43 protein-coding genes are annotated in these 24572 nt (G+C 40.4%); all 43 read right to left on the bottom strand.

Annotation, left to right across the window (positions count from 1 at the left end):
- Nucleotides 1-68 precede the first annotated feature (68 nt).
- Complete coding sequence (locus GH808_RS04910; RefSeq protein WP_186841682.1) at nucleotides 69-437, bottom strand: hypothetical protein; 369 nt, start codon at nucleotides 435-437, stop codon at nucleotides 69-71.
- A gap of 81 nt (nucleotides 438-518) precedes the next feature.
- Nucleotides 519-2333, bottom strand: coding sequence for a translational GTPase TypA (typA, locus tag GH808_RS04905; protein WP_186841681.1), 1815 nt, complete (start codon nucleotides 2331-2333; stop codon nucleotides 519-521).
- Nucleotides 2334-2435: 102 nt separating this feature from the next.
- On the bottom strand, nucleotides 2436-2828 hold the full coding sequence (gene rpsI / locus GH808_RS04900; RefSeq protein ID WP_186841680.1) for a 30S ribosomal protein S9: 393 nt from the start codon (nucleotides 2826-2828) through the stop codon (nucleotides 2436-2438).
- Nucleotides 2829-2851: 23 nt separating this feature from the next.
- Nucleotides 2852-3289, bottom strand: a complete 438-nt coding sequence (gene rplM / locus GH808_RS04895; RefSeq protein ID WP_186841679.1) for a 50S ribosomal protein L13 — start codon at nucleotides 3287-3289, stop codon at nucleotides 2852-2854.
- 177 nt (nucleotides 3290-3466) lie between these two features.
- Nucleotides 3467-4207 (bottom strand): tRNA pseudouridine(38-40) synthase TruA, encoded by a 741-nt coding sequence (gene truA, locus GH808_RS04890; RefSeq protein WP_186841678.1) that lies wholly within the window; start codon nucleotides 4205-4207, stop codon nucleotides 3467-3469.
- Nucleotides 4208-4216: 9 nt separating this feature from the next.
- Nucleotides 4217-5038, bottom strand: a complete 822-nt coding sequence (locus GH808_RS04885; protein ID WP_186841677.1) for an energy-coupling factor transporter transmembrane component T family protein — start codon at nucleotides 5036-5038, stop codon at nucleotides 4217-4219.
- Between the two features lie 4 nt (nucleotides 5039-5042).
- Nucleotides 5043-5897: an energy-coupling factor transporter ATPase gene (locus GH808_RS04880; RefSeq protein WP_186841676.1), complete on the bottom strand. Its 855-nt coding sequence runs from the start codon at nucleotides 5895-5897 to the stop codon at nucleotides 5043-5045.
- Nucleotides 5888-6733 (bottom strand): energy-coupling factor transporter ATPase, encoded by an 846-nt coding sequence (locus GH808_RS04875; RefSeq protein WP_186841804.1) that lies wholly within the window; start codon nucleotides 6731-6733, stop codon nucleotides 5888-5890. Before GH808_RS04875 ends, GH808_RS04880 begins: the two co-directional genes overlap by 10 nt.
- A 192-nt stretch (nucleotides 6734-6925) precedes the next feature.
- Entirely contained in the window at nucleotides 6926-7267 is a 342-nt protein-coding gene (gene rplQ / locus GH808_RS04870) for a 50S ribosomal protein L17 (RefSeq protein WP_186841675.1), read from the bottom strand.
- Between the two features lie 7 nt (nucleotides 7268-7274).
- Nucleotides 7275-8234, bottom strand: a complete 960-nt coding sequence (locus GH808_RS04865) for a DNA-directed RNA polymerase subunit alpha (RefSeq protein ID WP_186841674.1) — start codon at nucleotides 8232-8234, stop codon at nucleotides 7275-7277.
- A gap of 72 nt (nucleotides 8235-8306) precedes the next feature.
- A complete protein-coding gene (rpsD, locus tag GH808_RS04860; RefSeq protein WP_186841673.1) occupies nucleotides 8307-8936 on the bottom strand; it encodes a 30S ribosomal protein S4 in 630 nt (209 codons plus the stop codon).
- A gap of 16 nt (nucleotides 8937-8952) precedes the next feature.
- Nucleotides 8953-9345: a 30S ribosomal protein S11 gene (gene rpsK, locus GH808_RS04855; RefSeq protein WP_186841672.1), complete on the bottom strand. Its 393-nt coding sequence runs from the start codon at nucleotides 9343-9345 to the stop codon at nucleotides 8953-8955.
- Between the two features lie 12 nt (nucleotides 9346-9357).
- On the bottom strand, nucleotides 9358-9723 hold the full coding sequence (gene rpsM, locus GH808_RS04850; RefSeq protein WP_186841671.1) for a 30S ribosomal protein S13: 366 nt from the start codon (nucleotides 9721-9723) through the stop codon (nucleotides 9358-9360).
- Nucleotides 9724-9877: 154 nt separating this feature from the next.
- Complete coding sequence (gene rpmJ / locus GH808_RS04845; RefSeq protein WP_148568141.1) at nucleotides 9878-9991, bottom strand: 50S ribosomal protein L36; 114 nt, start codon at nucleotides 9989-9991, stop codon at nucleotides 9878-9880.
- 13 nt (nucleotides 9992-10004) lie between these two features.
- Nucleotides 10005-10232, bottom strand: coding sequence for a translation initiation factor IF-1 (gene infA, locus GH808_RS04840; protein WP_186841670.1), 228 nt, complete (start codon nucleotides 10230-10232; stop codon nucleotides 10005-10007).
- A 3-nt stretch (nucleotides 10233-10235) separates the two neighbouring features.
- Entirely contained in the window at nucleotides 10236-10538 is a 303-nt protein-coding gene (locus GH808_RS04835; RefSeq protein ID WP_186841669.1) for a KOW domain-containing RNA-binding protein, read from the bottom strand.
- A gap of 12 nt (nucleotides 10539-10550) precedes the next feature.
- Complete coding sequence (map, locus tag GH808_RS04830) at nucleotides 10551-11300, bottom strand: type I methionyl aminopeptidase (protein ID WP_186841668.1); 750 nt, start codon at nucleotides 11298-11300, stop codon at nucleotides 10551-10553.
- A complete protein-coding gene (locus tag GH808_RS04825) occupies nucleotides 11297-11962 on the bottom strand; it encodes an adenylate kinase (RefSeq protein ID WP_186841667.1) in 666 nt (221 codons plus the stop codon). Before GH808_RS04825 ends, map begins: the two co-directional genes overlap by 4 nt.
- A 22-nt stretch (nucleotides 11963-11984) precedes the next feature.
- Nucleotides 11985-13244: a preprotein translocase subunit SecY gene (gene secY / locus GH808_RS04820; RefSeq protein WP_186841666.1), complete on the bottom strand. Its 1260-nt coding sequence runs from the start codon at nucleotides 13242-13244 to the stop codon at nucleotides 11985-11987.
- A gap of 1 nt (nucleotide 13245) precedes the next feature.
- Nucleotides 13246-13689 (bottom strand): 50S ribosomal protein L15, encoded by a 444-nt coding sequence (gene rplO, locus GH808_RS04815; RefSeq protein ID WP_186841665.1) that lies wholly within the window; start codon nucleotides 13687-13689, stop codon nucleotides 13246-13248.
- Between the two features lie 11 nt (nucleotides 13690-13700).
- A complete protein-coding gene (rpmD, locus tag GH808_RS04810; RefSeq protein ID WP_186841664.1) occupies nucleotides 13701-13883 on the bottom strand; it encodes a 50S ribosomal protein L30 in 183 nt (60 codons plus the stop codon).
- Between the two features lie 11 nt (nucleotides 13884-13894).
- The gene (gene rpsE / locus GH808_RS04805) at nucleotides 13895-14401 is read right to left on the bottom strand and encodes a 30S ribosomal protein S5 (protein WP_186841663.1); all 507 of its coding nucleotides are present in this window, start codon (nucleotides 14399-14401) and stop codon (nucleotides 13895-13897) included.
- 17 nt (nucleotides 14402-14418) lie between these two features.
- Nucleotides 14419-14787 (bottom strand): 50S ribosomal protein L18, encoded by a 369-nt coding sequence (rplR, locus tag GH808_RS04800; protein WP_186841662.1) that lies wholly within the window; start codon nucleotides 14785-14787, stop codon nucleotides 14419-14421.
- Between the two features lie 42 nt (nucleotides 14788-14829).
- Nucleotides 14830-15366, bottom strand: coding sequence for a 50S ribosomal protein L6 (rplF, locus tag GH808_RS04795; protein ID WP_186841661.1), 537 nt, complete (start codon nucleotides 15364-15366; stop codon nucleotides 14830-14832).
- A 24-nt stretch (nucleotides 15367-15390) separates the two neighbouring features.
- Nucleotides 15391-15789, bottom strand: coding sequence for a 30S ribosomal protein S8 (gene rpsH / locus GH808_RS04790; protein ID WP_186841660.1), 399 nt, complete (start codon nucleotides 15787-15789; stop codon nucleotides 15391-15393).
- A gap of 33 nt (nucleotides 15790-15822) precedes the next feature.
- Nucleotides 15823-16008 (bottom strand): type Z 30S ribosomal protein S14, encoded by a 186-nt coding sequence (locus tag GH808_RS04785; RefSeq protein WP_186841659.1) that lies wholly within the window; start codon nucleotides 16006-16008, stop codon nucleotides 15823-15825.
- A gap of 13 nt (nucleotides 16009-16021) precedes the next feature.
- Nucleotides 16022-16564 carry a 50S ribosomal protein L5 gene (gene rplE, locus GH808_RS04780; RefSeq protein ID WP_186841658.1) on the bottom strand — a complete coding sequence of 181 codons (543 nt, stop codon included), beginning with the start codon at nucleotides 16562-16564 and terminating at the stop codon, nucleotides 16022-16024.
- 20 nt (nucleotides 16565-16584) lie between these two features.
- The gene (gene rplX / locus GH808_RS04775) at nucleotides 16585-16899 is read right to left on the bottom strand and encodes a 50S ribosomal protein L24 (RefSeq protein ID WP_186841657.1); all 315 of its coding nucleotides are present in this window, start codon (nucleotides 16897-16899) and stop codon (nucleotides 16585-16587) included.
- Nucleotides 16900-16913: 14 nt separating this feature from the next.
- Nucleotides 16914-17282 carry a 50S ribosomal protein L14 gene (rplN, locus tag GH808_RS04770; RefSeq protein ID WP_186841656.1) on the bottom strand — a complete coding sequence of 123 codons (369 nt, stop codon included), beginning with the start codon at nucleotides 17280-17282 and terminating at the stop codon, nucleotides 16914-16916.
- Nucleotides 17283-17309: 27 nt separating this feature from the next.
- Nucleotides 17310-17567 carry a 30S ribosomal protein S17 gene (gene rpsQ, locus GH808_RS04765; RefSeq protein ID WP_186841655.1) on the bottom strand — a complete coding sequence of 86 codons (258 nt, stop codon included), beginning with the start codon at nucleotides 17565-17567 and terminating at the stop codon, nucleotides 17310-17312.
- A gap of 28 nt (nucleotides 17568-17595) precedes the next feature.
- A complete protein-coding gene (gene rpmC / locus GH808_RS04760) occupies nucleotides 17596-17799 on the bottom strand; it encodes a 50S ribosomal protein L29 (RefSeq protein ID WP_186841654.1) in 204 nt (67 codons plus the stop codon).
- Nucleotides 17796-18236 (bottom strand): 50S ribosomal protein L16, encoded by a 441-nt coding sequence (gene rplP, locus GH808_RS04755; protein WP_186841653.1) that lies wholly within the window; start codon nucleotides 18234-18236, stop codon nucleotides 17796-17798. The genes rpmC and rplP overlap by 4 nt, the downstream gene beginning before the upstream one ends.
- An 18-nt stretch (nucleotides 18237-18254) precedes the next feature.
- On the bottom strand, nucleotides 18255-18977 hold the full coding sequence (gene rpsC, locus GH808_RS04750; RefSeq protein WP_186841652.1) for a 30S ribosomal protein S3: 723 nt from the start codon (nucleotides 18975-18977) through the stop codon (nucleotides 18255-18257).
- 11 nt (nucleotides 18978-18988) lie between these two features.
- Nucleotides 18989-19324 carry a 50S ribosomal protein L22 gene (gene rplV, locus GH808_RS04745; protein WP_186841651.1) on the bottom strand — a complete coding sequence of 112 codons (336 nt, stop codon included), beginning with the start codon at nucleotides 19322-19324 and terminating at the stop codon, nucleotides 18989-18991.
- An 18-nt stretch (nucleotides 19325-19342) separates the two neighbouring features.
- Nucleotides 19343-19621, bottom strand: coding sequence for a 30S ribosomal protein S19 (gene rpsS, locus GH808_RS04740; RefSeq protein ID WP_186841650.1), 279 nt, complete (start codon nucleotides 19619-19621; stop codon nucleotides 19343-19345).
- A 44-nt stretch (nucleotides 19622-19665) separates the two neighbouring features.
- A complete protein-coding gene (gene rplB / locus GH808_RS04735; protein ID WP_186841649.1) occupies nucleotides 19666-20496 on the bottom strand; it encodes a 50S ribosomal protein L2 in 831 nt (276 codons plus the stop codon).
- Between the two features lie 54 nt (nucleotides 20497-20550).
- On the bottom strand, nucleotides 20551-20841 hold the full coding sequence (gene rplW / locus GH808_RS04730; protein WP_186841648.1) for a 50S ribosomal protein L23: 291 nt from the start codon (nucleotides 20839-20841) through the stop codon (nucleotides 20551-20553).
- The gene (gene rplD, locus GH808_RS04725) at nucleotides 20841-21461 is read right to left on the bottom strand and encodes a 50S ribosomal protein L4 (RefSeq protein WP_186841647.1); all 621 of its coding nucleotides are present in this window, start codon (nucleotides 21459-21461) and stop codon (nucleotides 20841-20843) included. Before rplD ends, rplW begins: the two co-directional genes overlap by 1 nt.
- Nucleotides 21462-21490: 29 nt before the next feature.
- The gene (gene rplC, locus GH808_RS04720) at nucleotides 21491-22120 is read right to left on the bottom strand and encodes a 50S ribosomal protein L3 (protein ID WP_186841646.1); all 630 of its coding nucleotides are present in this window, start codon (nucleotides 22118-22120) and stop codon (nucleotides 21491-21493) included.
- Nucleotides 22121-22173: 53 nt separating this feature from the next.
- Nucleotides 22174-22482: a 30S ribosomal protein S10 gene (rpsJ, locus tag GH808_RS04715; RefSeq protein ID WP_014357213.1), complete on the bottom strand. Its 309-nt coding sequence runs from the start codon at nucleotides 22480-22482 to the stop codon at nucleotides 22174-22176.
- A 289-nt stretch (nucleotides 22483-22771) separates the two neighbouring features.
- Entirely contained in the window at nucleotides 22772-23638 is an 867-nt protein-coding gene (locus tag GH808_RS04710; RefSeq protein ID WP_186841645.1) for a DegV family protein, read from the bottom strand.
- A 3-nt stretch (nucleotides 23639-23641) separates the two neighbouring features.
- Complete coding sequence (locus GH808_RS04705; RefSeq protein WP_186841644.1) at nucleotides 23642-24034, bottom strand: DUF6483 family protein; 393 nt, start codon at nucleotides 24032-24034, stop codon at nucleotides 23642-23644.
- A 284-nt stretch (nucleotides 24035-24318) separates the two neighbouring features.
- Nucleotides 24319-24572 (bottom strand): EF-Tu C-terminal domain-related protein (locus GH808_RS04700; protein WP_476559225.1); only part of this gene is annotated, 254 nt, incomplete at its 5' end.

Here is a 24572-nt window from a genome sequence, read left to right as displayed (position 1 = left end):
AATAATAAAAAAGCACCACTATTTCAAGCAATGCTTTTTTTCGTTATGATAGACCGTAAAATAAATGATCAATAGGATTTTATCAATGTAATGCCACCAATGACGGGAAGAGGTTTTGCTTCTAGATTGACAACATTGATGATACCTATAATAATAAGTGCCAGAATTCCCAATGAAGCAACCACGTAGATTAATCCGACGATCATACCAAGAATATTGCCTAGAATTCCAAGGGGTGAAAAAAGCAAACTCAATAAAGAATACACAATCCACATTGCAAAAGATGCCAAGCACAATAATAACCCCTGATTTGCATGAAACTGAGCAAATTTATTGTCTTTTCCTGCCAACAATGGAATTAAAAATAAAATACCAAGGTACGCGAAAATAGAAATCACTTTACCTTCTTCAGCTTCCTGCTTGTCAATATTAATCATTTCGTTACTTACCTCCTATCTAAGATGTTACCATCATAGCACAAGGAAAGTTTAACGGTCAATTGTTATTGTTGATATTTTCTAGCGAGAGCTTCTTTTTCGATCCAGTTCGTTCAGTACTTTCTTCCGGATTCGAATATCGGTTGGGGTAACTTCCACCAATTCATCATCATTGATGAATTCCAGCGCTTGTTCCAGTGTCATCAATCTGGGTTCAATCAGTTTAAGTGCTTCATCTGCTCCTGAAGAACGGACATTTGACATTTTCTTGTTCTTAGTCGGATTAACCGTCATATCATCACTTCGACTGTTGATGCCGATAATCATACCCTCGTAGACCTTTGTTCCGGCCGCAACCAGTAACTCTCCCCGATCGCTTAAATTGAACAATGAGTAGGCCATGGTTTCACCATTAAACTGAGAAATCAGCACGCCATTCTGCCGTTGCGGAATTTCACCTTTATGCGGTTCGAACGATGCAAAATGGCGAACCATGGTTCCTTCTCCGTGCGTGTCATTGATGAATTCACTCTGATAACCCAACAGACCACGCGTCGGCACATTGAATTCCATTTTTGTCCAGCCTTCTTCGCTTAACATGCTTTCCATCTGACCTTTTCTGACATTCAATTTGGAAATGACGGCGCCGGAATACTTCTCAGGAACGCTGATGATGACACTTTCAACCGGTTCTAAAAGCTTGCCGTTGTCATCGCGATGCATGATAACTTCCGGTTTGGATACTGCAACCTCATAACCCTCACGACGCATATTTTCGATCAGAATCGATAAATGAAGTTCCCCTCGGCCTGAAACCTTGAAGCCATCGGTCGCATCAGCCATTTCTTCAACTTTTAATCCAACATTTACTTCAAGTTCTTTTTCAAGTCGGGCTCTGATATGACGTGTGGTTACAAATTTTCCGGATTGGCCGGCAAAAGGAGAATTATTGACCATGAAATTCATTGAAAGGGTCGGCTCTTCAATTCCAATCATCTCCATTGGCTGAACCTGATTAACTTCGCCGATGGTTTCACCAATAGATATTTCCGGAATACCAGAAATGACGACAATATCTCCAGCTTTCGCTTCTTTGACTTCAACCCGTGCCAGACCCTTATAGACGAACACCTGACCGATTTTTACTTTTTCAAAACTGCCATCACATTTACAGACTTCCAGTTGTTCACCGGCGTGAATGGTACCGGAATATACTTTTCCAATTCCCAGACGTCCGATGTAATCGTCATATGCAAGTGATGAAACCTGCATTTGTAATGGTTCCAGACTCATGTCATCCTGCAGTCCGACATGTTCAACGATGGTTTCAAAAAGCGGCTGCAGATTAGCTCTTTCATCGCTCATATCGCGAATTGCAACGCCTTCTTTGGCGATCCCGTAAAGAACTGGGAAATCCAGCTGTTCATCAGTCGCTTTCAGTTCCACAAAAAGATCAAATACCATGTCGACAACCGCTTCTGCGCGCTGATCTTTTTTGTCAATCTTATTGATGAACAGAATTGGTTTTAAACCCTTCTCCAATGATTTGTTTAATACAAAACGTGTTTGAGGCATTGGCCCTTCACTGGAGTCGACTAATAGAACGACGGTATCGACCGTTTTTAAAATACGTTCAACCTCTGATGAAAAATCCGCATGTCCTGGTGTGTCGACGATGTTGATTTTGATGTCTTTGTACATGATTGAACAGTTCTTTGAGTAAATTGTGATACCACGTTCACGTTCCAGGTCATTACTGTCCATAACACAGTCGACAACCTCCTGATTTTCCCTGAAAACATGGCTTTGTGCTAAAAGGGCATCGACCAGGGTAGATTTTCCAGCATCGACGTGGGCGATGACAGCAATGTTTATAATGGGCTGTTTGTTGTTCATAAATTCCTACTTTCTTGATTTACTATTGTAACATATATAATTCTGTAACACTTAAAAGTCCTGCAACATTGAATGTCGCAGGACCTTGAAAAAAGTCTGTTATTAACGTTTTGAAAACTGCGGTGCACGACGGGCTTTTTTAAGACCGTATTTCTTTCTTTCAACCATACGTGAATCACGTGTCAGGTAACCTGCACGTTTCAGTGCTGGTCGCAGATTAATGTCTGCTTCAAGTAATGCTCGGGCAATACCATGTCTGATGGCGCCGGCCTGACCTGTAAATCCGCCACCGTGGACATTGACAATTACATCAAATGTATCAACAGTATCGGTTAATGTCAGCGGTTGTTTTGCGATAACCTTAAGTGTTTCCATTCCGAAGAAATCATTTATATCACGTCCGTTGACTGTGAATTTTCCACTTCCAGGTAATAAACGAACTCGGGCAACCGATGTTTTTCTTCTACCAGTTCCAATATATTGTACTTTAGCCATTCTCTATTTCCTCCTTCTCAGCGTTAAAATTCGTAAACTTCTGGTAATTGCGCAGCGTGTGGATGTTCAGTACCAGCATAAACTTTAAGTTTCGTGGCAACTTTATCCCCTAATTTGTTATGAGGGATCATCCCCTTCACTGCCTTAAAAACCAAAAGCTCTGGTTTTTCAGCTAAGAATTTTCTGTAGGTCATTTCCTTTAAACCACCGGAATAACCAGAATATGTTTTGTATAGTTTTTGATCTAATTTATTTCCTGTTAAAACAACCTTATCGGCATTGATAATAATGACGAAATCACCGCAATCCATATGTGGTGAAAAAATCGGTTTGTTTTTTCCTCTAAGAATATTAGCAACTTCAGTTGCAAGTCTTCCTAAAACCTTACCTTCTGCATCAATAACATACCATTTACGGTCTATTTCATGAGATTTGGCCATTTTTGTAGCATTTGCATTCATCTCAAAAATCCTCCTCGGTTAATAATTTCTTTATTATTTTATATTGGCTTTCCGATAAGTGGGAGTTATCGGAAATCGTATCGATTGTATCTGGGCTAGTGATACATTAACGTCCACGATTAATTCTATAGCATCTACCCGGGTGTGTCAAGTTATTTATCGTCATTTGACATTAAATTAATTCTCGTAATAAACTTCCTTAAGATAAAGTCCATGTCCGGGCGCTGTGATCCCTGCCTTGCTGCGATCTTCACTTGAAATGATCTTTGATATATCACGGGGAGCAATCCGATGGTATCCCACTTCATAAAGTGTCCCCACCATAATTCGGACCATGTTGTACAAAAAACCATTCCCTTTAAATGTAATTTCCCGGAAGCTGCCGTTTTTCTCGAAAGAAATCTCTTCAATCGTCCGCACGGTTGTTTTAACAGCGCTGCCGCTCGCCATGAACGCCTTGAAATCATGTTCGCCGATAAAATACGATGCCGCTTCTTTCATCGCTTTCCAGTCAAGGGAATACGTCACATGAAATGCCAAATCCGCTTCAAATGGACTGGCAACGGGAGCCTCGTAGATTTTATAGATATAACTCTTGCCCTTTGCGTCATATCGGCTGTGAAATTCCTGATCGCAGGCGCAGCTTTTCATAATCCTGATGTCGTTCGGCAGCTTTGTATTGAGTGCCTTGTAAAAAGATTCCGGTGGGATGGCAGACGTCGTGAAAAAATTGGCGCATTGTCCAATCGCATGCACGCCGGCATCGGTTCTTCCCGAACCGGTAAGATTGACCTGTTCACCGGTTAATTGTTTAATCGCTTTTATCACTGTTTCCTGAATCGTGATGCCGTTTGGTTGAACCTGCCATCCACAATAATTTGTGCCGCGATAACTGATAATTAGTTTTATATTTTTCATTCTTGCTCTCTAAACTGGAAACAGTAGTGGTATTTTAATCATGGTTGTCAATATCAATCCAATAATCATCATCAACATCAGCACAAAGGAAACGCGATCTCTGTTTTCAAAAACGAGTTGTTTCATCCGCGTTCTGTTTTCACCACCGCGATAACACCGCGCTTCCATTGCCGTTGCCAGTTCATCGGCTCTGCGGAATGCCGAAATGAACAATGGTATCAAAATAGGAATCAAATTTTTCGCTCTGGCGATAATACTGCCGGTTTCGAAATTTGCCCCTCTGGCCTTCTGTGCTTTCATGATTCGCTCCGTTTCCTCCATTAATGTTGGAATAAAACGAAGCGCAATTGACATCATCATCGACAATTCATGAGCATAGCGACGAACAAATGGAATGAAGCGCATGCACCACTCCATGCCATCGGTTAAATCAATAGGCGATGTGGTTAGTGTCATGATACTGGTTCCCACGATTAAGAAAATCAACCGCAGGGCCATGTATGTGGCCACTTTCAAACCCTCCATCGTGATATTCAAAGGTCCCAGGGACGCAATCACGGTTCCCGGTGTCATAAATAAATTCAATGTCACCGTCAACAAAATGATCAGAACCAACCCTTTAATTCCGCGAATAATGTAGCTGACCGGTATTTTTGACACCAGTGTAACGGCTACCAATATGAGGAGAGTTGCGAGGTATCCCCATAAATTATTGATGCAAAACAACATCACAATAAATGCTGTGGTAAACAATATCTTTGTCCTTGGATCCATTTTATGAATAACCGATCCGGTAGGGTAATACTGTCCGATCGTAACATCTTTTAACATCTTGTTACCCTCTTATGACTTTGAGAATCTCGTCTTTTGCTGCTGCTACTGTAAAAATATCTTCTCTAATTTCCGGATATTTTTCTTTAAGTTTTCTCATGAGATAGGTTACCTCAGGTACAGCTAAACCAATTCGCTCAAGTGTCTCGATTTCCGTAAATACACGATTTGGCGAGTCGTAAAAAACGACCTCACCAGCATTCATTACTAATATTTTCTCAACGAGTCGCCCAATATCTTCCATACTGTGCGAGACTAAAATGACCGTCATTTTCTTTTTTTTATGCAAATATTTAATCTGTGCCAGGATTTCTTCCCGGCCCCGTGGATCCAGTCCGGCTGTCGGCTCATCCAGGATTAAAACCGATGGTTCCATTGCCAGGACCCCGGCAATCGCAACCCTCCTCATTTGGCCGCCCGAAAGCTCAAAAGGCGATTTATCCTTCACGTCATCATAATTCAGACCAACCATTTTGATTGACTGCTGAACACGCTGATTTATTTCGTCTTCCGAGAGTCCCTGATTTTTGGGCCCGAATGCCACATCCTTATGCACCGTTTCTTCAAATAACTGATGCTCCGGATACTGAAAAACCAGACCGATATGATGGCGCAATTGTATTAATTCGTTTTTTTTCTTGCTGAAAATATCCTCACCATCGACCAGCACCGTGCCGGACGTCGGTGTCAGCAGGCCGTTGAGGTGTTGGATGAGCGTCGACTTTCCTGATCCGGTATGTCCGATAATTCCAACAAAACTACCATCTTCAATTGTAATATCAATGTCTTTGAGTGCCTGAAATTCAAAGGGCGATCCTTCTGAATAAACATGCGAAAGATTTTTTATTTCTACTGGCATAGCGCATCCACCATTTCATCAATACTGAGAATACTGTCTTTGATATTCATGCCTTCTTTTCTGAGTTCATAAGCAAGTTCCGTCATTTGCGGAACATCCAGGCCGATCTTTTTAAGCGCACTGACATTCTTGAATATTTCCACTGGTGTTCCTTCCATCACGATTTTCCCCGCATCTAAAACAATAATCCGATCAGCATTGATAATTTCACTCATGTAATGAGTGATATGAATGATGGTCATGTTTTTTTCCTGATTCAATTTTCGAATGGTTTCCATGACTTCACGCCGTCCTGATGGATCGAGCATGGCAGTCGGTTCATCAAAAATGATGCATTCTGGTTCCATCGCCAGAATGCCGGCAATTGCAATCCTCTGTTTTTGACCACCTGACAATTGATGCGGTTTTTGATGTGCATAAGCCTGCATGTCAACCGTTGCCAACGCGCGGTCCACCCGTTCTCTTATTTCCAATGACGGAACGCCGAGATTTTCTGGGCCAAAGGCAACATCTTCCTCAACGATGGTAGCAACCAGCTGATTATCCGGATTTTGAAAAACCATACCAGCGGTCTGCCGGATATCCCATAGATGTTCATGATCTTTCGGGTTTAAGCCGTTGATAATCACATCGCCGGCTGTCGGAAATATAATCGCATTCAGGAGTTTTGAAAGAGTTGATTTTCCAGATCCATTATGTCCAATGATCCCGACAAACTCACCCTTATTTATGTGTAAATTGATATCACTGAGAGCGGTGACTGACTTATTTTCGCTGTTGCCAGGATAAACAAAGCAGACATCTTTCACTTCAATCATTTTCTCTTTTTTTTCCATTGTCACTTGTTTTCACCCTCTTTGGCGTTAATCATGAGTGCCTCAACTTGCCTAAAAATGCGTTTCGAGTCGTCGCCTGGCATCATGGATAATCGGCCAGGCGAATATCGATAAGCTTTGACAACTCACGACCTTATATAACAAGAAAGGGATTAAGCTAAAAACACCTTAATCCCTTCATTTGCATCATAATTATACTAATTCAATTATAGCCATTTCTGCGCCATCGCCGCGACGTGGTCCGACTCGATAGATTCGAGTATAGCCACCGTTTCTCTCAGTATATTTTGGTGCTATTTCGTCAAACAATTGTTTTACAACAACTTCCTGTGTAATATATGCAATTGCCTGTCTTCTGGCATGTAAGTCGCCTCTTTTACCCAATGTGATCATTTTATCTGCTAATCTTTTAACTTCCTTTGCTCTGGTTACGGTTGTTTCAATTTTACCGTGTTCTAAAAGGGCAGTGGTAAGATTACGCAATAATGCTCTTCTTTGATCAGAGGGACGGCCTAGTTTTCTATATCCCGCCATAGTACTATTACTCCTTTGCCTTTTCTTCTTCTTGACTCAAGGACAATCCAATTTCAGCTAGTTTGTGCTTGATTTCATTCAGAGATTTACGTCCGAGGTTACGCACTTTAATCATATCCTCTTCGCTTCTTTGTGTTAGTTTTTCAACTGTATCAATATTCGCACGTCTCAGACAATTGCTGGATCTTACTGAAAGTTCCAATTCCTCGATCGACATTTCACGAATACGTTCTTTTTCGCTTTCTTCTTTTTCAACCATGATTTCCACAGTCGAGGCATGCTCAGTCAAGTTGATGAACAAATTGAGATGTTCACTTAAGACTTTAGCTGCCAGAGACAAAGCTTCCTCCGGTGTTGTGGTGCCATCTGTCCATATATCTATTGTCAATTTATCAAAATCAGTGATTTGGCCAACACGTGTATTCTCCACTAAAAAGTTAACTTTTGTAATGGGTGAAAAAATAGAGTCCATTGGAATGGTACCAATTGGCATTCCCGGATATTTATTTTTATCAGCTGCCACGTAGCCACGCCCCTTTTCAATACGCATTTCCATATTGAGGGTCGCACCTTTAGCCAAAGTAGCGATGTGCATTTCCGGGTTGATGATGTCCACATCAGCATCAGCAATGATATCGCCGGCTGTCACTTCGCCTTCTTCTGACGCTTCAATATAGATGACTTTTGGTTCATCTGAATATATCTCCGCTGCGAGACCTTTGAGGTTTAAGAGAACTTCAATAACGTCCTCTTTTACCCCTGGTATCGTCGAAAACTCATGCAAAACGCCTTCTATTTTCACTGATGTTACTGCTACACCTGGCAGAGATGATAACATAATTCTTCTAAGACTATTCCCAAGGGTAGTTCCGTAGCCTCTTTCCAGAGGTTCAATTACAAACTGCCCATAAGTGTCGTCATCTGCTTTATTAACAATTTCGATAACTGGTTTTTCGAATTCGATCATTTATCAAGACCCTCCTACTTATTTATAATCCATTCATTAACATGAGGGTTAATTGGTTCCCGAACATGTAGACTATTTAGAATACAATTCAACAATAAGATGCTCAGCAATTTCGACATCGATGTCTTCTACTGCCGGTCTTCCAATGATTTTACCTGATAGAGTTTCAACATCTTTAGACAACCATGGTACAATTGTTCTGTTTTCGGTCACTTCTAGAATGTCTTTGAATTTTTGTGATTTCTTGCTTTTGGCTTTTACTTCAATCGTATCGCCTTCTTTGGTAATATAAGAAGGAATATTGAGTTTTTTGCCGTTCACGAGAAAATGTTCATGATCAATTAATTGTCGCGCTTCTTTACGAGAATTTGCTAAACCTAATCGATATACAACGTTATCCAAACGTGATTCTAAATGGATCAATAAATTATGACCCGTGATTCCCTTTTGTTTTTCAGCAATTTCAAAGTATGATCTGAATTGCTTTTCCATAACTCCGTAAATACGTTTAGCTTTTTGTTTTTCACGTAATTGAAGTCCATATTCTGATAATTTTGTTCTTCTTTTTCCATGTTGACCTGGTGGTGTTGGACGTCTTTCAAACGCGCATTTATTTGTTGAATAACAGCGTTCTCCTTTAAGGTACAATTTGGCACCTTCACGTCTACATTGTCTGCATGAAGCTTCTATATTTCTTGACATCTTTTCCGCCCTCCTATTATACTCGTCGTCGCTTAGGTGGTCGACAACCGTTATGTGGAATAGGCGTAACATCACGGATCAGTGTAATTTCCAATCCAGCCGCCTGTAAGGCACGAATAGCTGCCTCACGTCCTGAGCCAGGTCCTTTGACTAAAACTTCTACCGTTTTAAGTCCGTGTTCCATAGCACTTTTAGCTGCTTCTTCAGCTGCCATTTGTGAAGCAAAAGGTGTGCTCTTACGAGAACCTTTAAAACCTAATCCACCTGAACTGGCCCAAGATAAAGCATTCCCGGCCATATCGGTAATGGTAACAATTGTGTTGTTGAAAGAAGATTGAATGTGAGCCTGGCCACGTTCGATATTCTTTTTAACTTTTTTTACTTTTCTTCGTGTCTTTTTAACTGCCATTATTAAGCCCCCCTATTTCTTTCTTCCAACGGTTCGTTTTGGACCTTTACGGGTTCTGGCATTCGTTTTTGTCTTTTGTCCTCTAACTGGAAGACCTCGACGATGACGTAAACCCCGATACGATCCGATTTCGATCAATCGCTTAACGTTTAAGCTTACTTCTCGACGAAGATCACCTTCAACAGTGTATTTCTCATCTAAGATATTTCTAAGATCATTGACTTCCGTTTCAGTCAAATCTTTAATTCTAGTATCTGGATTGATATTAAGTTCTTTCAAGACTTTCAAAGCTGTTGAATGCCCAATACCATAAATATAAGTTAATCCAATTTCTACCCGCTTATCTCGGGGCAAATCGACTCCGGCAATTCTTGCCATAGGGTGTGTACCTCCTAAATTTTTTCTCGCTACTGTGTAAATAAACCGCGCTGGTGACGCAACACTTTTAATTCCACAGTGATGCATTACGCTTTATATCATGAACATGACTAAAATTGCCGCGGTCATGTTCTTTTTTTCTGGATTCGACGGTTTAACCTTGTCTTTGTTTGTGTTTTGGATTTTCGCAAATTACCATAACACGGCCATTCCTTTTAATGATTTTGCATTTTTCACAAATCTTTTTTACTGATGATCTAACTTTCATTTGTATGCCTCCTTTATGATTTACCTTTCCCACGCCATACGATACGCCCGCGGGTCAAATCATATGGGGATAATTCAACAACTACCTTATCTCCAGGTAGAATACGAATGTAGTTCATTCGCAGTTTTCCCGAAATATGCGCAGTTATCTGATGTCCATTTTCCAATTCAACTAAGAAAATAGTGTTTGGTAATGACTCCACAACGGTGCCTTCTACCTCGATAACATCTTTTTTGGCCATTGATCAAACCTCCTCACGATTCTCATCCCCAATACCATCAGGCATGTGATAGGACTCGAGTATTTTTCTAATCTCAGCGTTACTTATTTTTTTTCCATCTAATATTTTATCACGTATCTCTGTCGCAATGTGATTCGTCTTCGCCAAGTGTTTGATCTTCTTCTTTTTCGGATTATTCACTTTGCGAAGTTTTCCGTTAGCAATGCAGATGAACTGATCGTCCACTACTTCAATAACCACCATGTACTGACCCTTATCACGGCCAGCCAGGGATCGAACCACTTGTCCAACTGTAAAATCATTCATTTACTCACCAACCTAGATCACTGTCAAGAGCTCTGGTTCACCATTTCCGGTGATCAGTATGGTATGCTCATAATGGGATGAAAGCTTGCCGTCAGTTGTGACGACTGTCCAATCATTGTCAAGCACAACAACTTCATAGGTGCCAACATTAACCATCGGTTCGATCGCCAATGTCATTCCCTGCCGTAAACGAGGTCCATGTCCTTCCAGACCATAATTGGGGATTGGGGGATCTTCATGCATTTTTTTCCCGACGCCATGTCCGACATAGTCTCTCACAACCGAAAAACCATTTTCTTCAACATACGTCTGAACTGCATTTGATATATCGGATAACCGATACCCCTCTCGTGCATAAGCAATGCCTTTAAAGAATGACTCGCGTGTGACATCAATGAGCTTTTGTGCTTCATCAGAAATAGCACCAACACCATGAGTTACGGCGGCATCGCCGACATAACCCTGATATGTCGCTCCGATGTCAACGCTGATAATATCCCCTTCAAGAAGCTTGCGTTTTCCGGGAATTCCATGAACCACTTCTTCATTGACAGAAGCACAAATTGATTTTGGAAATCCTCCATAACCCTTGAAAGTCGGGATTGCATCAGCATCTTTAATATACTTTTCAACCGCTCGATCCAATTCCAGGGTTGTTATTCCAGGTCTGATCAGTTTCCCCACCAGGGCATGGGCACCGGCAACAATTCTGCCGGCTTGCCTCATCAGTTCGATTTCCTTGTGGGATTTTATGGTTATCATATTTTATTTGCTCCATCCAGAACGCGCTTTATGTCATCAAAAACATCATCCATATTCTGCAGTCCGTTAATATCGACAATTTTCTTCTTTTCTTTATAAAATGCGATCAGCGGTTCTGTTTGTTCCTGGTAAACCTCGATGCGTTTTTGAACCGTTTCAACTTTATCATCATCTCTCTGATACAAAGAAGCGCCATCCAAATCACAGACACCTTCGTCCTTGGGTTGATTATATTTTACATGATAGGTTGCTGCACATGTCGGGCAGATTCTTCGTCCTGAGATTCTTTCAACTAAAACGTCCAATGGCACTTCCAAATTAACAGCAAAATCTAATTCCAGATCATTTTTTGCACTAATTTTTTCCAATGCTTCTGCCTGAACGACCGTTCTGGGAAACCCATCCAATAAAAACCCTCGACCTGCTGCTGCAACGTCAGCCTGAGTAAGACGATCCGCTACCATATCAACCACAAGTTCGTCCGGAACTAAAAGTCCCTTGGCCATGTAATCCTTGGCTTTTTTCCCAAGGGGAGTATCTTTGCTCATATTTTCTCTGAAAAGATCACCGGTAGAAATGTGAGGGATATTGTAGGTTTCACAAATTAGCTTTGCCTGTGTCCCTTTACCAGCTCCCGGAGGTCCTAATAATACAATTCTCATTTCTCATTCATCTCCAGTTTTACTAAGATTTTAAAAATCCCTGATGGTGTCTCATCATCATTTCTGCCTCAAGTGTTTTAACCACTTCCAGAGCAACACCGACGATAATTAGCAAAGATGTTCCGCCAAATTGAAGATTGACTCCAGTGTAATCACCGACAAGTATCGGAATAATTGCGATGAGTGCTAAAAAGGCTCCACCAAACAATGTTAATCGATTCATAATTCTGGACAGGTACTCAACCGTCGGTTTTCCTGGTCTAATCCCGGGAACGTACCCGCCTTGTTTTTTAATATTATCGGCGACATCAAAAGGATTAAATGTTACAGCCGTATAAAAATAGGTGAATGCAACAATTAATACGACATAGATGATCGTCGATGCCCATGATCCCCATGCAAAATAGGTTGTCACCCAATTTGCAAAAGCGGAAGTCGGGAAAAAGCTCGAAATCGTGGCTGGAAATAAGGTTAATGAGCTCGCAAAAATGATCGGAATTACGCCGGCCATATTGACTCTTAATGGAATATGTGTGGTTTGTCCACCATACATTTTTCTTCCAACGACACGTTTAGCATATTGCACTGGGATTCTTCGCTGCCCTTCATTAACAGCAACGACGCCAAATACAACAACAACAATAAATATGAGCAATAGGATCAGGCTGATAGCTGACATCGTACCGATCGATACATAATTGTAAAGCTCACCGATTCCACTAGGAATACGGGAGATGATACTGACAAAAATAATCAGCGAGATACCATTACCAATACCATTCTCTGTAATCTGTTCTCCCAAATACATCAGGAATGCCGTTCCAGCTGTAATGCAAATTACAACCGTACTGACAGTGAAAGTCGTCTTGTCAATCAACAAATCACCAAACGATAAGCTCATTCCCAAAGCCTGGATCAAAGCAAGGACAATGGTTAAAAAACGCGTATACTGTGCCAGTTTCTTACGTCCTTCTTCCCCTTCTTTTTGCAGTTTCTCCAGTGCCGGGATGGCAAAAGCCAACAGATTCATAATAATTGATGCGTTGATATAGGGAGTGATGCTCATGGCAAAAATGGTAAAATTACCAAAGTTACCGCCAGAAATAATGTTGAACAAACCGAACATGCCATTGTCGTTCACGAGCGTTTCTAACTGTGCTAAATCGACAAAGGGGACCGGTATGAAGGATCCCAACCGATAAACAAACAGTAATGCAAGGGTGAATATTATCTTCCGTCGCAGCTCTGGCATTTTCCAAGCATCCTTCAAAGTAGAGACCATATTAGATCACCTCTACCTTTCCTCCTCCAGCGAGAATCTTCTCCTCAGCTGATTTGCTGATTTTATTTGCTTTAATTGTAAATGCCTTTTCAACTTCTCCGTTTCCAAGGACTTTTAAACCATCTTGCATTTTTCGAATAAAACCATATTCTAACAATAACTCTGGTGTAATCACTGTGTTTTCATCAAATACATTCAATTCGCCAACATTGACAATTGCATATGTTTTTTTGAATCGCGCATTTGAAAAGCCGCGTTTTGGTAAACGTCTGGCCAAAGGCATTTGTCCGCCTTCAAAACCTGGTCTTACACCACCGCCTGAACGTGCTTTTTGTCCGTCCTGTCCACGACCAGCAGTTTTTCCAAGACCCGAACCGGTACCGCGTCCCTTACGTTTGGGAGCCCGTTTTGAACCAGGGGCTGGACTTAAAGTATGTAACTTCATCTTAACACCTCCTATACTTCTTTTACGTCGAGCATAAAATCTGTCCGATGAATCATGCCGCGAATTTGAGGTGTATCATTATGTGTAATTGTTTGTCCAATTTTCTTTAAGCCTAAAGCTTCAATGGTTGCACGTTGTTTTTTATTGCGACCAATCAGACTTTTCTTAAGTGTAATTTCTAATTGCTTAGCCATAATGACTCCTCCTAATCTAAAATTTCTTCAGGTTTCTTGCCACGTTTTGCTGCTACTTCTTCAAGTGTTGTTAATCCAGCAAGGCCTGCCATTGTAGCATTGACCATATTACGTGCGTTGTTTGATCCTAAAGATTTAGTACGAATATCTCTTACTCCAGCTAATTCCAATACTGCTCGAACAGGTCCACCAGCAATAACACCGGTACCTTCTCCAGCAGGTTTCAGTAATACATGACCCGCACCAGATTCACCATTAATTGTATGGGGAATCGTTGTTCCAACCATTGGCACTTTGATCAATGATTTTTTTGCTGCGTCAATACCTTTACGAATCGCATCTGGAATTTCCATTGCTTTTCCTTTACCGACGCCAACATAGCCGTTTTCGTCTCCAACAATCACAAGACAGCTGAATCTGAAGTTACGACCACCTTTAACAACCTTAGTAACTCGGTTGATGGCAACTACTTTTTCCTTCAAATCTAATGTACTTGGATCGATTTTTTTGTTTAGCATTAAATGACCTCCTTTACTTAGAATTTCAGGCCGGCTTCGCGAGCGCCTTCTGCCAATTCTTTTATTCTACCATGATATACATAACCGCCTCTATCGAACACAACGGCTTCTATCCCTTTTTCGATGGCTTTTTTAGCAACTGCTTCGCCAACGGCTTTTGCAGCTGCTTTATCGCCTCCTTTTGATAACTGACCTTTAAGATCCGCATCATTAGAAGCAGCAGCAACCAAAGTGATACCTTTCGTATCATCAATAATTTGAGCGTAAATATTTTTATTACTTCTAAATACGTTTAAACGCGGTCTCATTTCAGTTCCAGAAATCTTATTTCGGACGCGGTAATGACGCGCAATACGTAATTTATTCTTAATGGGTTTTTTGATCATCGAGTTTCACTCCCTTCATTATCTTTGACGGGTTAGCAGGTTTTATTTCCCTGTTTTACCTTCTTTACGTCTGACTACTTCATCAGCATATTTAACGCCATGGCCCTTATAGGGTTCCGGTGGACGTTTCGCACGAATATTGGCAGCATGTGCACCAACAGCTTCTTTGCTGATGCCTTTTACTACGACTTTAGTATTCGTTTCTGGAATCGCCTCAACGCCTGTAGGATCTTCCATCTCAACAAGATGTGAATATCCTAAATTCATGACTAATTTATTGCCTTTTTTTTCTGCTCTATAACCAACTCCACTGATTTCCAATGTTTTAGTGAAGCCAGTAGTGACGCCAGTAACCATATTCTGAATTAAAGCACGCGTTAAACCATGAAGCGATTTATGTTGCTTGCTTTCAGATGGTCGCGAAACTACTACTTCGTTCTCTTGAACATCGATGATGATATCAGGATGAAATGTTCTGACCAGTTGCCCTAATGGACCTTTGACCGTCAAAGTCTGACCATCTTTTTTAATGTCGACTCCCTGGAGGATCACAACGGGTGCTTTCCCTACTCTTGACATCTTTTTACCTCCTGTCTTAATTTGTTACCAAACGTAACATATCACTTCGCCGCCAACGCCGGCTTTTCTAGCTTTTCTATCTGTCATAACACCTTTTGATGTAGAGACAACTGCAATGCCAAGACCATTTAAAACCTTTGGCACATCTTCTTTTCCTGCGTATACTCTTAAACCAGGTTTAGAGATTCTTTTAAGACCTGCAATGACTCGGCTTTTATTTTCACCGTATTTCAGGACAATCTTAATGACGCCTTGTTTCTCATCAGTGATGTAATCGACTTTATTCACGTAACCTTCTTCTAAAAGAATTTGAGCAATCGCTTTCTTTTCTTTGGAAGCAGGCATTTCAACTGTTTTATGACCTGCATCATTTGCATTTCTGATGCGTGTTAACATATCCGCAATAGGATCAGTCATAACCATACTCGGTACCTCCTTTTCTTTGCCAGTTTGTTTTTACCAGCTTGCTTTTCTCACGCCAGGAATCTCGCCTTTATATGCTAATTCTCGGAAACATATACGACAAATACCGAATTTTCTAATAACAGAATGTGGTCGCCCACAAACTCGGCATCGAGTATATTCTCTAGTAGAATATTTTTGCTTTTTTTGTTGCTTTTCTTTCATCGCTTTTTTTGCCACTGTATCGTCCTCCTTACGCTCTACTGAATGGAATGCCAAGTAGTCTTAACAGTTCATGAGCTTCTTCATCAGTTTTTGCCGTTGTGACAAGGATAATATCCATGCCTCTGACTTTTTCGACCTTGTCATAATCAATTTCAGGAAAAATGAGCTGATCTTTTATGCCAAAAGCATAATTTCCACGGCCATCAAAGGATTTGTTTGACAAGCCTCTGAAGTCACGTACTCGAGGAAGGGCAACGTTGAATAACTTGTCAGAAAATTCATACATACGGTCACTTCTTAAAGTTACTTTCGCTCCAATGTTCATGCCTTCTCGGACTTTAAAGTTGGCAACTGACTTTTTAGCCTTTGATATTACCGGTTTTTGACCAGCAATTATTCCAAGGTCAATCACTGCAGCTTCTAAAGCTTTTGAGTTGTCTTTACAATCTCCTAAACCCATGTTAAGCACGACTTTTTCTAGTTTAGGAACTTCCATGATATTTTTATATTGAAATTTTTCCATCATCGCTGGAATTACTTCAGTAAGATATTTATCTTTTAATCTGGGCATATTGGTCCTCCTTCCCGATATTAATTATTAAATGTTTCATTACATTTTTTACAGTATCTAACTTTTTTTCCGTCACTCAGGAACTTAACACCCGTTCGTACGCCTTTGTCACATTTTGGACAATATAACAAGACATTTGATGCTTCCAGGGTTCCTTCTTGTTGTTGAATCCCGCCCTGTTGCATTTGCTGGGTTGGTTTCTGATGTTTAGTTACTATATTCACATTTTCCACAAGGACTTTTCCATCTTTAGGATAAGATTGAATAACTTTTCCCTTTTTTCCCTTGTCCTTACCGGAAATTACCATTACGATATCATCTTTTTTAATATGCATCTTTCATTTCCTCCTTAAAGTACTTCAGGAGCCAAAGATACGATTTTCATGTATTTCTTGTCCCTTAACTCTCTTGCGACAGGTCCAAAAATACGTGTACCTTTTGGGTTTTTATCATCTTTTATAAGAACCGCTGCATTTTGGTCGAACTTGATGTAACTTCCATCGTCTCTTCTGATTCCACTTTTCGTTCTTACGACAACGGCTTTAACAACGTCGCCCTTTTTAACTTCGCCACCGGGTGCAGCACTTTTTACTGCGCACACAATAACATCCCCGATATTTGCATATCGACGGCCGGAACCACCAAGAACGCGGATGCACAATAATTCCTTTGCACCGGTATTATCTGCTACTTTTAGTCTCGATTCTTGTTGAATCATCCGAAATACCTCCTTCCGCACATTAACTTATAGTGCTTTTTCTACGATTTCTACTAATCTCCAGCGTTTATCTTTGCTGAGTGGTCGTGTTTCCATTATTTTAACGGTATCACCGATTTTGCATTCATTTTGTTCGTCATGGGCTTTAAATTTTACAGTATTCTTGACACGTTTTTGGTATAATGGATGTTTTCCAAAGCTTTCAACAGCTACAACGACCGTTTTATCCATCTTGTCGCTGACCACTTTTCCGATCCGTGTTTTTCTGTAATTTCTTTCTTCCATAAGCTAAACCTCCTTATCTATTGGTTTATTATGCTTCGTCTGACTTCATTACACGTTCTTGCATAATTGTTTTTATGCGTGCATAAGTCTTTTTGACCTCTCTGATTCGCATTGGGTTTTCCAACTGGCCGGTAGCGTGTTGAAATCTCAAATTGAATAACTCTTCTTTAAGGTCACCCAGTTTTTCTTCAAGTTCTAAATTTGTTAATTCTCTTAATTCACTTGGTTTCATGACTCATCACCCACTTCTTGTGCTTCTTGATCCTTACGAGTGATAAACTTTGTTTTAATTGGCAATTTATGCTGAGCAAGACGCATAGCTTCCCGAGCTACTTCCTCAGGAATCCCGGCAATCTCAAACATTACTCTACCTGGTTTTACCACTGCAACCCAATACTCTGGCGAACCTTTACCGGAACCCATTCGAGTTTCTGCTGGTTTCTGTGTCACAGGTTTATCTGGAAATATTTTAATCCAAACCTGGCCACCTCTTTTAATATATCTGGTCATAGCGACACGGGCAGCTTCAATCTGATTAGCAGTAATCCATGCTGGCTCCAACGCCTGAATAGCAAAATCTCCGTAGGTGATTTTGTTACCACGAAGTGCTTTTCCCTTCATACGACCTCTATGTTGTTTTCTACGTTTTACACGTTTAGGCATTAACATATGCGTTGTCCTCCTCTCTTAGTTTTCTGTCCTGTTAGTAGGAGCTTTACGGCGAGATGTTTTTTTAGCTTTAGCATCATCTTCAGCGGCTACTGCCAAAATATCCTCACGCCCAGTTAAAATTTCACCTTTATTGACCCAAACCTTAACCCCTAATTTTCCATAGGTAGTATCCGCTTCAGCAAAGCCATAGCTGATATCAGCCCGGAGTGTCTGCAGGGGCACTTGTCCTTGGGCATAATGCTCATTTCGTGCCATTTCAGCACCATTTAAACGTCCGGCAACAGCAGTTTTAATTCCTTTTGCTCCTGCTCGCATCGTTCGTTGCATTACTTGTTTCATTGCACGACGGAATGAAATTCTTCTTTCCAATTGTGCCGCAATATTTTCAGCGATCAGTTGTGCATCCATATCAACATTTTTAACTTCAACGATATTGATGAACACTGTTTTCTTTGTCATTTTTTCAAGTTCAAGACGCAATGCATCGATACCTGCACCACCGCGACCAATAATCATGCCTGGTTTTGCAGTATAGATATGAATCTTTACCTTGTTACCAAAACGTTCGATGACAATTTTAGAAATGCCCGCCTGGTATTGATTTACTTTTATATATTTACGAATATCATGATCTTCTATTAAACAATCTGCAAAATCCTTGTTGTTAGCAAACCATTTTGCATTCCAGTCCTTAATAACGCCGACTCTTAATCCATGAGGATTGACTTTTTGACCCATCTATGCCCTCCTTACTCTTTTTCTTTTAATACGGCTGTAATGTGAGACGATCTTTTTCGTATAATTGTCGCACGTCCCTGTGCACCCGCTCTAAATCTTTTTAGTGTCGGACCCTGATTAGCGTATATCTGATCAATATACAAATTTTCAGGATTCATATTAAAATTGTTTTCAGCATTTGCTAAAGCAGATTTTACAACTTTGTCAATCACTTTCGCTGCTTTATTTGGTGTTAATGCTAAAATACTTAATGCTTCTCCAATGCTTTTGCCTCGAATCATATCAGCCACTAACTTAGCCTTTCTGGATGAAACACGTACATATTTAGCTGTCGCTCTTGCTTCCATTCGTATACCTCCTTCTGGCTATTTTAATTTAGATTTCTTTTCTCCAGCATGACCTCTGAAAGTTCTGGTTGGTGCAAACTCACCGAGTTTGTGTCCGACCATATCTTCGGTAACGTAAACTGGGACATGTTTTCTACCATCATGAACTGCGATGGTGTGACCTACCATTTGTGGGAAAAGTGTGGAACTTCTTGACCAAGTCTTTAATACGTTCTTTTCACCTTTTTCGTTCATTGCTTCTATACGTTTAAGTAACTTTTCGTCAACATAAGGTCCTTTTTTTAATGATCTACCCATTGTTCAACCTCCTCTCGATTCGTTATCTTATGGTTGAGTGTTTATTATTTATTTCTTGATCTTACGATATATTTATCAGAAGGTTTATTCTTCTTACGTGTTTTGTAACCCATAGCCGGTTTACCCCAAGGAGTAACTGGGCCGGAACGTCCGATTGGCGCACGTCCTTCACCACCACCATGTGGATGGTCATTTGGATTCATTACTGAACCACGTACAGTTGGTCGAATACCCATATGTCTTTTACGACCCGCTTTACCAATTCGCACATTCTGATGATCAAGATTTCCAACCTGGCCAATTGTAGCTCGGCACTCGATTCGAACCAGTCTCATTTCGCCTGATGGTAATCGAAGTGTTGCATAGTTGCCATCTTTCGCCATTAACTGAGCACTTGCACCAGCAGAGCGAACCATTTGTGCGCCTTTGCCAGCTTTAAGTTCAATGTTGTGCAATGTTGTACCTACTGGTATGTTTTTCAACGGCAGACAATTACCAATGGTAATATCTGATTCAGGACCGGAAACAATCACGTCTCCAACCTTTAATTTCAATGGTGCAATAATGTAACGTTTTTCACCATCTGCATAATGTACCAATGCTATATTTGAACTTCTGTTTGGATCATATTCAATCCCTGCAATTTTGCCTGGGACATTATCTTTATTTCGTTTGAAATCAATAATTCTATATTTTCTTTTAGCACCACCACCATGATGTCGAACGGTGATACGACCGTATGCATTACGGCCAGCATGCTTTTTCAGTGGCAATAACAACGACTTTTCAGGTTCATTTTTAGTGATTTCCTCGAATGTATTGACACTCATATTTCTACGTCCAGGGGACGTTGGTTTATACTTTCTTATACCCATTATTCGCTACCTCCTTTTTTGTATGCTTCTCGGGTTGTAGTCTCGCTTGTGTGCTTATACGCCCTCGAAGAATTGGATGCCTTTGCTTCCAGGTGTTAATTTCACGATGGCCTTTTTCCAGTCAGATCTTCGGCCAACAAAACGTCCGGTTCTTTTTAATTTGCCCTTCATATTCATTGTCGTCACTTTTTCAACTTCAACGCCGAATATTACTTCAACCGCATTTTTTATTTCAATTTTGTTCGCTCTCTTATCTACTTTGAAAGTGAACTTTTTTTCTTCTGCATCAGCCATACTACGTTCTGTAATAACTGGCTTGATAATTATATCACGAGGATTTTTCATTATGCGTATACCTCCTCAATTTTTTCTAATGCTTCCTGAGTCATAATCAATACATCATACTTCAACATATCATATACATTGAGTTCGCTGACTGTCGTGGTCGCAACTTTAGGAATATTATTTGCTGAACGAATAACGGTTTCGTTATTTTCAGGAAGTACGATCAAGGCTTTTTGAGCATCGATATTCTTCAGTACAGCAATGATTTCTTTTGTTTTTGGCACTTCCATCGCTAATTGATTCAAAACGCGAAGTTCGTTGTCCTGAGCTTTTGCTGAGAAAACTGATTTTATCGCTAAAAGCTTCACTTTTTTGTTAACTTTTTTGCTGTAATCTCTAGATTTTGGAGCGAATACAACTCCGCCGCCCTTCCACAATGGAGATCGGATGGTACCAGCACGAGCCCGACCTGTTCCTTTTTGTCTCCATGGTTTTCTACCGCCACCGCGGACTTCTGAACGAGTTTTTGCAGAGCGTGTGCCCTGTCGTTTATTTGCAAGCAGTGCAACCACTACTTCATGTACTACATGTTCGTTGGGTTCAATTCCGAAGATTCCTTCGCTTAACTCAACATCACCAACAACATTTCCTTTTACATCTAAAATGTCAATTTTAGGCATTTGATTTCCTCCTTTCAGGCATGATTTTTTTATGCTTTAACGCTGCTTTTAATTGTAACAAGTGCTCCTCTGATACCCGGTACTGCGCCCTTGATTAAGAGTACATTATCTTCAGTACTTACTTTAACAACTTCCAAATTAACTGCAGTTACATTTTTGTTCCCCATTTGGCCAGGAAGCTTCTTGCCTTTAAATACTCTTGAAGGCGATGAACACGCTCCCATGGAACCTGGTCTTCTGTGATATTTGGAACCATGAGCCATCGGTCCTCTGGATTGGCCATGTCGTTTAATGACCCCCTGGAATCCCTTACCCTTTGATTTACCTGAAATATCAACATGATCTCCAGCTTCGAACATATCAGCCTGAATTACTTGTCCGGTTTCAAAACTTGCATAATCATCAAGTTTGAATTCGCGGATTACTTTTTTATATTCCACACTGTTTTTGTCGTAATGACCCTTTAAAGGTTTTGTCATCCGACGTTCCTTCACTTCTCCGAAAGCCAGTTGAAGAGCTTCATAGCCATCAACTTCAATGCTTTTCTTCTGAAGCACGACACAAGGTCCCGCTTCAACTACAGTTACAGGAATAACAGTGCCATCTTCTGTGAAAATCTGTGTCATTCCAATTTTTCTACCAATAATCGCTTTTTTCATTGTTTCCTCCTAAATATCATTGGATTGCTGGGCAATCATAATACCATTGGGGTCTATAGTTTAATTTCTATATCAACGCCTGCTGGTAAATTCAATCGCATTAATGCATCTACAGTTTTTGGTGTTGGATTTAAAATGTCAATCAACCGTTTGTGTGTACGCATTTCAAATTGCTCTCTGGAATCTTTGTACTTATGCACTGCACGAAGAATCGTGATGATTTCTTTGTCAGTTGGCAGTGGCACGGGGCCAGATACGCTCGCACCTGTTCTCTTTGCTGTTTCAACAATTCGTTCAGCCGATTGATCCAATAGTTTGTGATCAAACGCTTTTAACCTGATTCTAATTTTTTGTTTTGCCATACCTAAATTTTACCTCCTTATCATTTTTCAATCGTCATTTAGGTACTCCAACCACGTGTCAACCCATCCGGGTGTTTCATTATTATTTTTTTTCGAAATGAGTAACGTCATTTCGATATTTTTTTAATGATTTCGTGATTGTCGTCCGATTCTCAGATCGTGACATACTCCGTGGGAATTAACCTGTCTGAGGCGACAGCAACCTCTCACTTCATCGCAGTGTGTCAACCTTCCCTATTATACAAGAAAAAAACGCCTTTAGCAAGCGTTTTTTTTGAAGTTTTTCAATTTATTTCAATATATTTTCAGCCGGTGCGTCGAGAAAATAGATTCCCGTCCCCTGCAGTCCCAAATGAGCCGCCAGAACACAACCAATCGGTACCGGTTCAATCTTTTCAACGCCCATTTCCCTTAATGCATTCTCATAGTCTTCGACCGGTTTCATCGATCCAGTATACGCGATGCCGACTTCCTGATCAAGATACCCAGCAATATTTTCTGCTGTTTTTTCGATTACTGTTTTCTGAGCTTTCTTGCTCCCTCTCGACTTGCCGATAATTTTCAATTCTCCATCCTCTACCGACACGATCGGATGTATTTTCAGAAATCCGCCAACAGCAGCTGCCCCTCTGGACACCCGTCCCCCCATGTACAGCCAGTTCAAGTCTTCGATGCTGAAATAAAAATGAGCATGCGGAATGAATTTTTGTGCCGCATCAGCCAGATAGTCAAGGTCTTTTCCCTGTTCAATGAGTTTTAAAATTTCCACTGCAATCAGCGCGATGCTGCCGCCGCTGTGGAGGCTGTCGACGATTCTGCATTTGAAATCCGGATATTTTTCCAGAACATCTTTTAAAACAAGTCGAGCTGTTTCATAACTTCCCGACAACTTTGAAGAAAACGAGAGATAAAGACATTCCGTATTGTTTTTTGCACAATTTTCAAAATATTCAATAAAATCTCCGGGATTGACCTGTGATGTCGTCGGAACAATCCCCTGTTCGATATATTTATTAATACCGTCCAAATCGATTTCACGTTTATCCCGATAAACTTTCCCCTCAATAATCACATTTAGTGAAACCATATCTAAATTCGGATGGCCAATATAATTCTTTGGCAAATCACACATACTGTCAACTAAAAGTCTAACCATTTGTCACTTCTTTCCAATTCCATTTGCAGAATCACTGTATTTTTCTTCGTAAATTTGTTCGATCTGATCCAGGCTCTCAAATATTTCTTCGCGGGAGTAATGATGTCGTTGCAAATATTCATCGCTCATTTTAACAACTTCCGAATAGAATTTTTCTGTCAGTTGCAAATATCCGAGTTTCGGTTCTTTTTCGATTAATTCAAACAGAGCATTTTCTGCTTCATTGATTTTTCCCGCATAAACCATTTCCTGAAAGCGGTAAAACAGAAGATCCTCTTCAATCGAATTTTGATGTTCCTGATCCGTTTCAAATTCTATATTTTCTTGCCGGAACAGTTTAATTACAAATTTAGAAAAATTTTCAATCTCCCGCATTAAAAAATCATTTTTAAACATCCTCTTATCGCTTTCCTGATTAATTACATTTGTTCAATAATACCATAAAAAAGGCCACTTTTGCTATTAAATATTATTTTAGCCTCTATAACGATAAAAAGCCGTCCTTCACATGGAAAGACGGCCAAATATGTATTATTTTTAATTGTAATCAGCGTTGCCGATTTTTCAGAAATTTTATTTCCTTATGGTTATTTCTTTCAAAATCTGCATTAGCTTCGTTATCGCTCACTCACTAACGCTCCTGTTCGCTACCAATTTTTTATCAAAAATTGGACTCAGCGTTATTCAGCAATAATTTTTGCAACAACTCCGGAACCGACTGTTCGTCCGCCTTCACGGATGGCGAAACGTAAGCCTTCTTCGATCGCGATTGGTGTGATCAAGGTGATTTCCATCTGCACGTTATCACCAGGCATTACCATTTCTACGCCTTCTGGTAATTTGATGACACCTGTTACGTCAGTTGTTCTGAAGTAGAATTGTGGTCTGTAGCCATCGAAGAATGGAGTATGACGTCCGCCTTCTTCTTTGGTTA

This window comes from Acetobacterium fimetarium (assembly GCF_014284475.1).
Lineage (GTDB): Bacteria > Bacillota > Clostridia > Eubacteriales > Eubacteriaceae > Acetobacterium > Acetobacterium fimetarium.
This window is presented reverse-complemented; position numbering and strand designations above follow the sequence as displayed.

Excerpts from the sequence above, each read along its gene's own strand:
- GH808_RS04910 (WP_186841682.1), bottom strand. The coding sequence starts at position 437 with ATGATTAATATTGACAAGCAGGAAGCTGAAGAAGGTAAAGTGATTTCT.
- typA (WP_186841681.1), bottom strand. The coding sequence starts at position 2,333 with ATGAACAACAAACAGCCCATTATAAACATTGCTGTCATCGCCCACGTC.
- rpsI (WP_186841680.1), bottom strand. The coding sequence starts at position 2,828 with ATGGCTAAAGTACAATATATTGGAACTGGTAGAAGAAAAACATCGGTT.
- rplM (WP_186841679.1), bottom strand. The coding sequence starts at position 3,289 with ATGAATGCAAATGCTACAAAAATGGCCAAATCTCATGAAATAGACCGT.
- truA (WP_186841678.1), bottom strand. The coding sequence starts at position 4,207 with ATGAAAAATATAAAACTAATTATCAGTTATCGCGGCACAAATTATTGT.
- GH808_RS04885 (WP_186841677.1), bottom strand. The coding sequence starts at position 5,038 with ATGTTAAAAGATGTTACGATCGGACAGTATTACCCTACCGGATCGGTT.
- GH808_RS04880 (WP_186841676.1), bottom strand. The coding sequence starts at position 5,897 with ATGCCAGTAGAAATAAAAAATCTTTCGCATGTTTATTCAGAAGGATCG.
- GH808_RS04875 (WP_186841804.1), bottom strand. The coding sequence starts at position 6,733 with ATGGAAAAAAAAGAGAAAATGATTGAAGTGAAAGATGTCTGCTTTGTT.
- rplQ (WP_186841675.1), bottom strand. The coding sequence starts at position 7,267 with ATGGCGGGATATAGAAAACTAGGCCGTCCCTCTGATCAAAGAAGAGCA.
- GH808_RS04865 (WP_186841674.1), bottom strand. The coding sequence starts at position 8,234 with ATGATCGAATTCGAAAAACCAGTTATCGAAATTGTTAATAAAGCAGAT.
- rpsD (WP_186841673.1), bottom strand. The coding sequence starts at position 8,936 with ATGTCAAGAAATATAGAAGCTTCATGCAGACAATGTAGACGTGAAGGT.
- rpsK (WP_186841672.1), bottom strand. The coding sequence starts at position 9,345 with ATGGCAGTTAAAAAGACACGAAGAAAAGTAAAAAAAGTTAAAAAGAAT.
- rpsM (WP_186841671.1), bottom strand. The coding sequence starts at position 9,723 with ATGGCAAGAATTGCCGGAGTCGATTTGCCCCGAGATAAGCGGGTAGAA.
- rpmJ (WP_148568141.1), bottom strand. The coding sequence starts at position 9,991 with ATGAAAGTTAGATCATCAGTAAAAAAGATTTGTGAAAAATGCAAAATC.
- infA (WP_186841670.1), bottom strand. The coding sequence starts at position 10,232 with ATGGCCAAAAAAGATGTTATCGAGGTAGAAGGCACCGTTGTGGAGTCA.
- GH808_RS04835 (WP_186841669.1), bottom strand. The coding sequence starts at position 10,538 with ATGAATGATTTTACAGTTGGACAAGTGGTTCGATCCCTGGCTGGCCGT.
- map (WP_186841668.1), bottom strand. The coding sequence starts at position 11,300 with ATGATAACCATAAAATCCCACAAGGAAATCGAACTGATGAGGCAAGCC.
- GH808_RS04825 (WP_186841667.1), bottom strand. The coding sequence starts at position 11,962 with ATGAGAATTGTATTATTAGGACCTCCGGGAGCTGGTAAAGGGACACAG.
- secY (WP_186841666.1), bottom strand. The coding sequence starts at position 13,244 with ATGGTCTCTACTTTGAAGGATGCTTGGAAAATGCCAGAGCTGCGACGG.
- rplO (WP_186841665.1), bottom strand. The coding sequence starts at position 13,689 with ATGAAGTTACATACTTTAAGTCCAGCCCCTGGTTCAAAACGGGCTCCC.
- rpmD (WP_186841664.1), bottom strand. The coding sequence starts at position 13,883 with ATGGCTAAGCAATTAGAAATTACACTTAAGAAAAGTCTGATTGGTCGC.
- rpsE (WP_186841663.1), bottom strand. The coding sequence starts at position 14,401 with ATGCTAAACAAAAAAATCGATCCAAGTACATTAGATTTGAAGGAAAAA.
- rplR (WP_186841662.1), bottom strand. The coding sequence starts at position 14,787 with ATGATCAAAAAACCCATTAAGAATAAATTACGTATTGCGCGTCATTAC.
- rplF (WP_186841661.1), bottom strand. The coding sequence starts at position 15,366 with ATGTCAAGAGTAGGGAAAGCACCCGTTGTGATCCTCCAGGGAGTCGAC.
- rpsH (WP_186841660.1), bottom strand. The coding sequence starts at position 15,789 with ATGGTTATGACTGATCCTATTGCGGATATGTTAACACGCATCAGAAAT.
- rplE (WP_186841658.1), bottom strand. The coding sequence starts at position 16,564 with ATGCCCAGATTAAAAGATAAATATCTTACTGAAGTAATTCCAGCGATG.
- rplX (WP_186841657.1), bottom strand. The coding sequence starts at position 16,899 with ATGCATATTAAAAAAGATGATATCGTAATGGTAATTTCCGGTAAGGAC.
- rplN (WP_186841656.1), bottom strand. The coding sequence starts at position 17,282 with ATGATTCAACAAGAATCGAGACTAAAAGTAGCAGATAATACCGGTGCA.
- rpsQ (WP_186841655.1), bottom strand. The coding sequence starts at position 17,567 with ATGGAAGAAAGAAATTACAGAAAAACACGGATCGGAAAAGTGGTCAGC.
- rpmC (WP_186841654.1), bottom strand. The coding sequence starts at position 17,799 with ATGAAACCAAGTGAATTAAGAGAATTAACAAATTTAGAACTTGAAGAA.
- rplP (WP_186841653.1), bottom strand. The coding sequence starts at position 18,236 with ATGTTAATGCCTAAACGTGTAAAACGTAGAAAACAACATAGAGGTCGT.
- rpsC (WP_186841652.1), bottom strand. The coding sequence starts at position 18,977 with ATGGGTCAAAAAGTCAATCCTCATGGATTAAGAGTCGGCGTTATTAAG.
- rplV (WP_186841651.1), bottom strand. The coding sequence starts at position 19,324 with ATGGAAGCAAGAGCGACAGCTAAATATGTACGTGTTTCATCCAGAAAG.
- rpsS (WP_186841650.1), bottom strand. The coding sequence starts at position 19,621 with ATGGGTAGATCATTAAAAAAAGGACCTTATGTTGACGAAAAGTTACTT.
- rplB (WP_186841649.1), bottom strand. The coding sequence starts at position 20,496 with ATGGGTATAAGAAAGTATAAACCAACGTCCCCTGGACGTAGAAATATG.
- rplW (WP_186841648.1), bottom strand. The coding sequence starts at position 20,841 with ATGAAAAATCCTCGTGATATAATTATCAAGCCAGTTATTACAGAACGT.
- rplD (WP_186841647.1), bottom strand. The coding sequence starts at position 21,461 with ATGCCTAAAATTGACATTTTAGATGTAAAAGGAAATGTTGTTGGTGAT.
- rplC (WP_186841646.1), bottom strand. The coding sequence starts at position 22,120 with ATGAAAAAAGCGATTATTGGTAGAAAAATTGGAATGACACAGATTTTC.
- rpsJ (WP_014357213.1), bottom strand. The coding sequence starts at position 22,482 with ATGGCAAAACAAAAAATTAGAATCAGGTTAAAAGCGTTTGATCACAAA.
- GH808_RS04710 (WP_186841645.1), bottom strand. The coding sequence starts at position 23,638 with ATGGTTAGACTTTTAGTTGACAGTATGTGTGATTTGCCAAAGAATTAT.
- GH808_RS04705 (WP_186841644.1), bottom strand. The coding sequence starts at position 24,034 with ATGTTTAAAAATGATTTTTTAATGCGGGAGATTGAAAATTTTTCTAAA.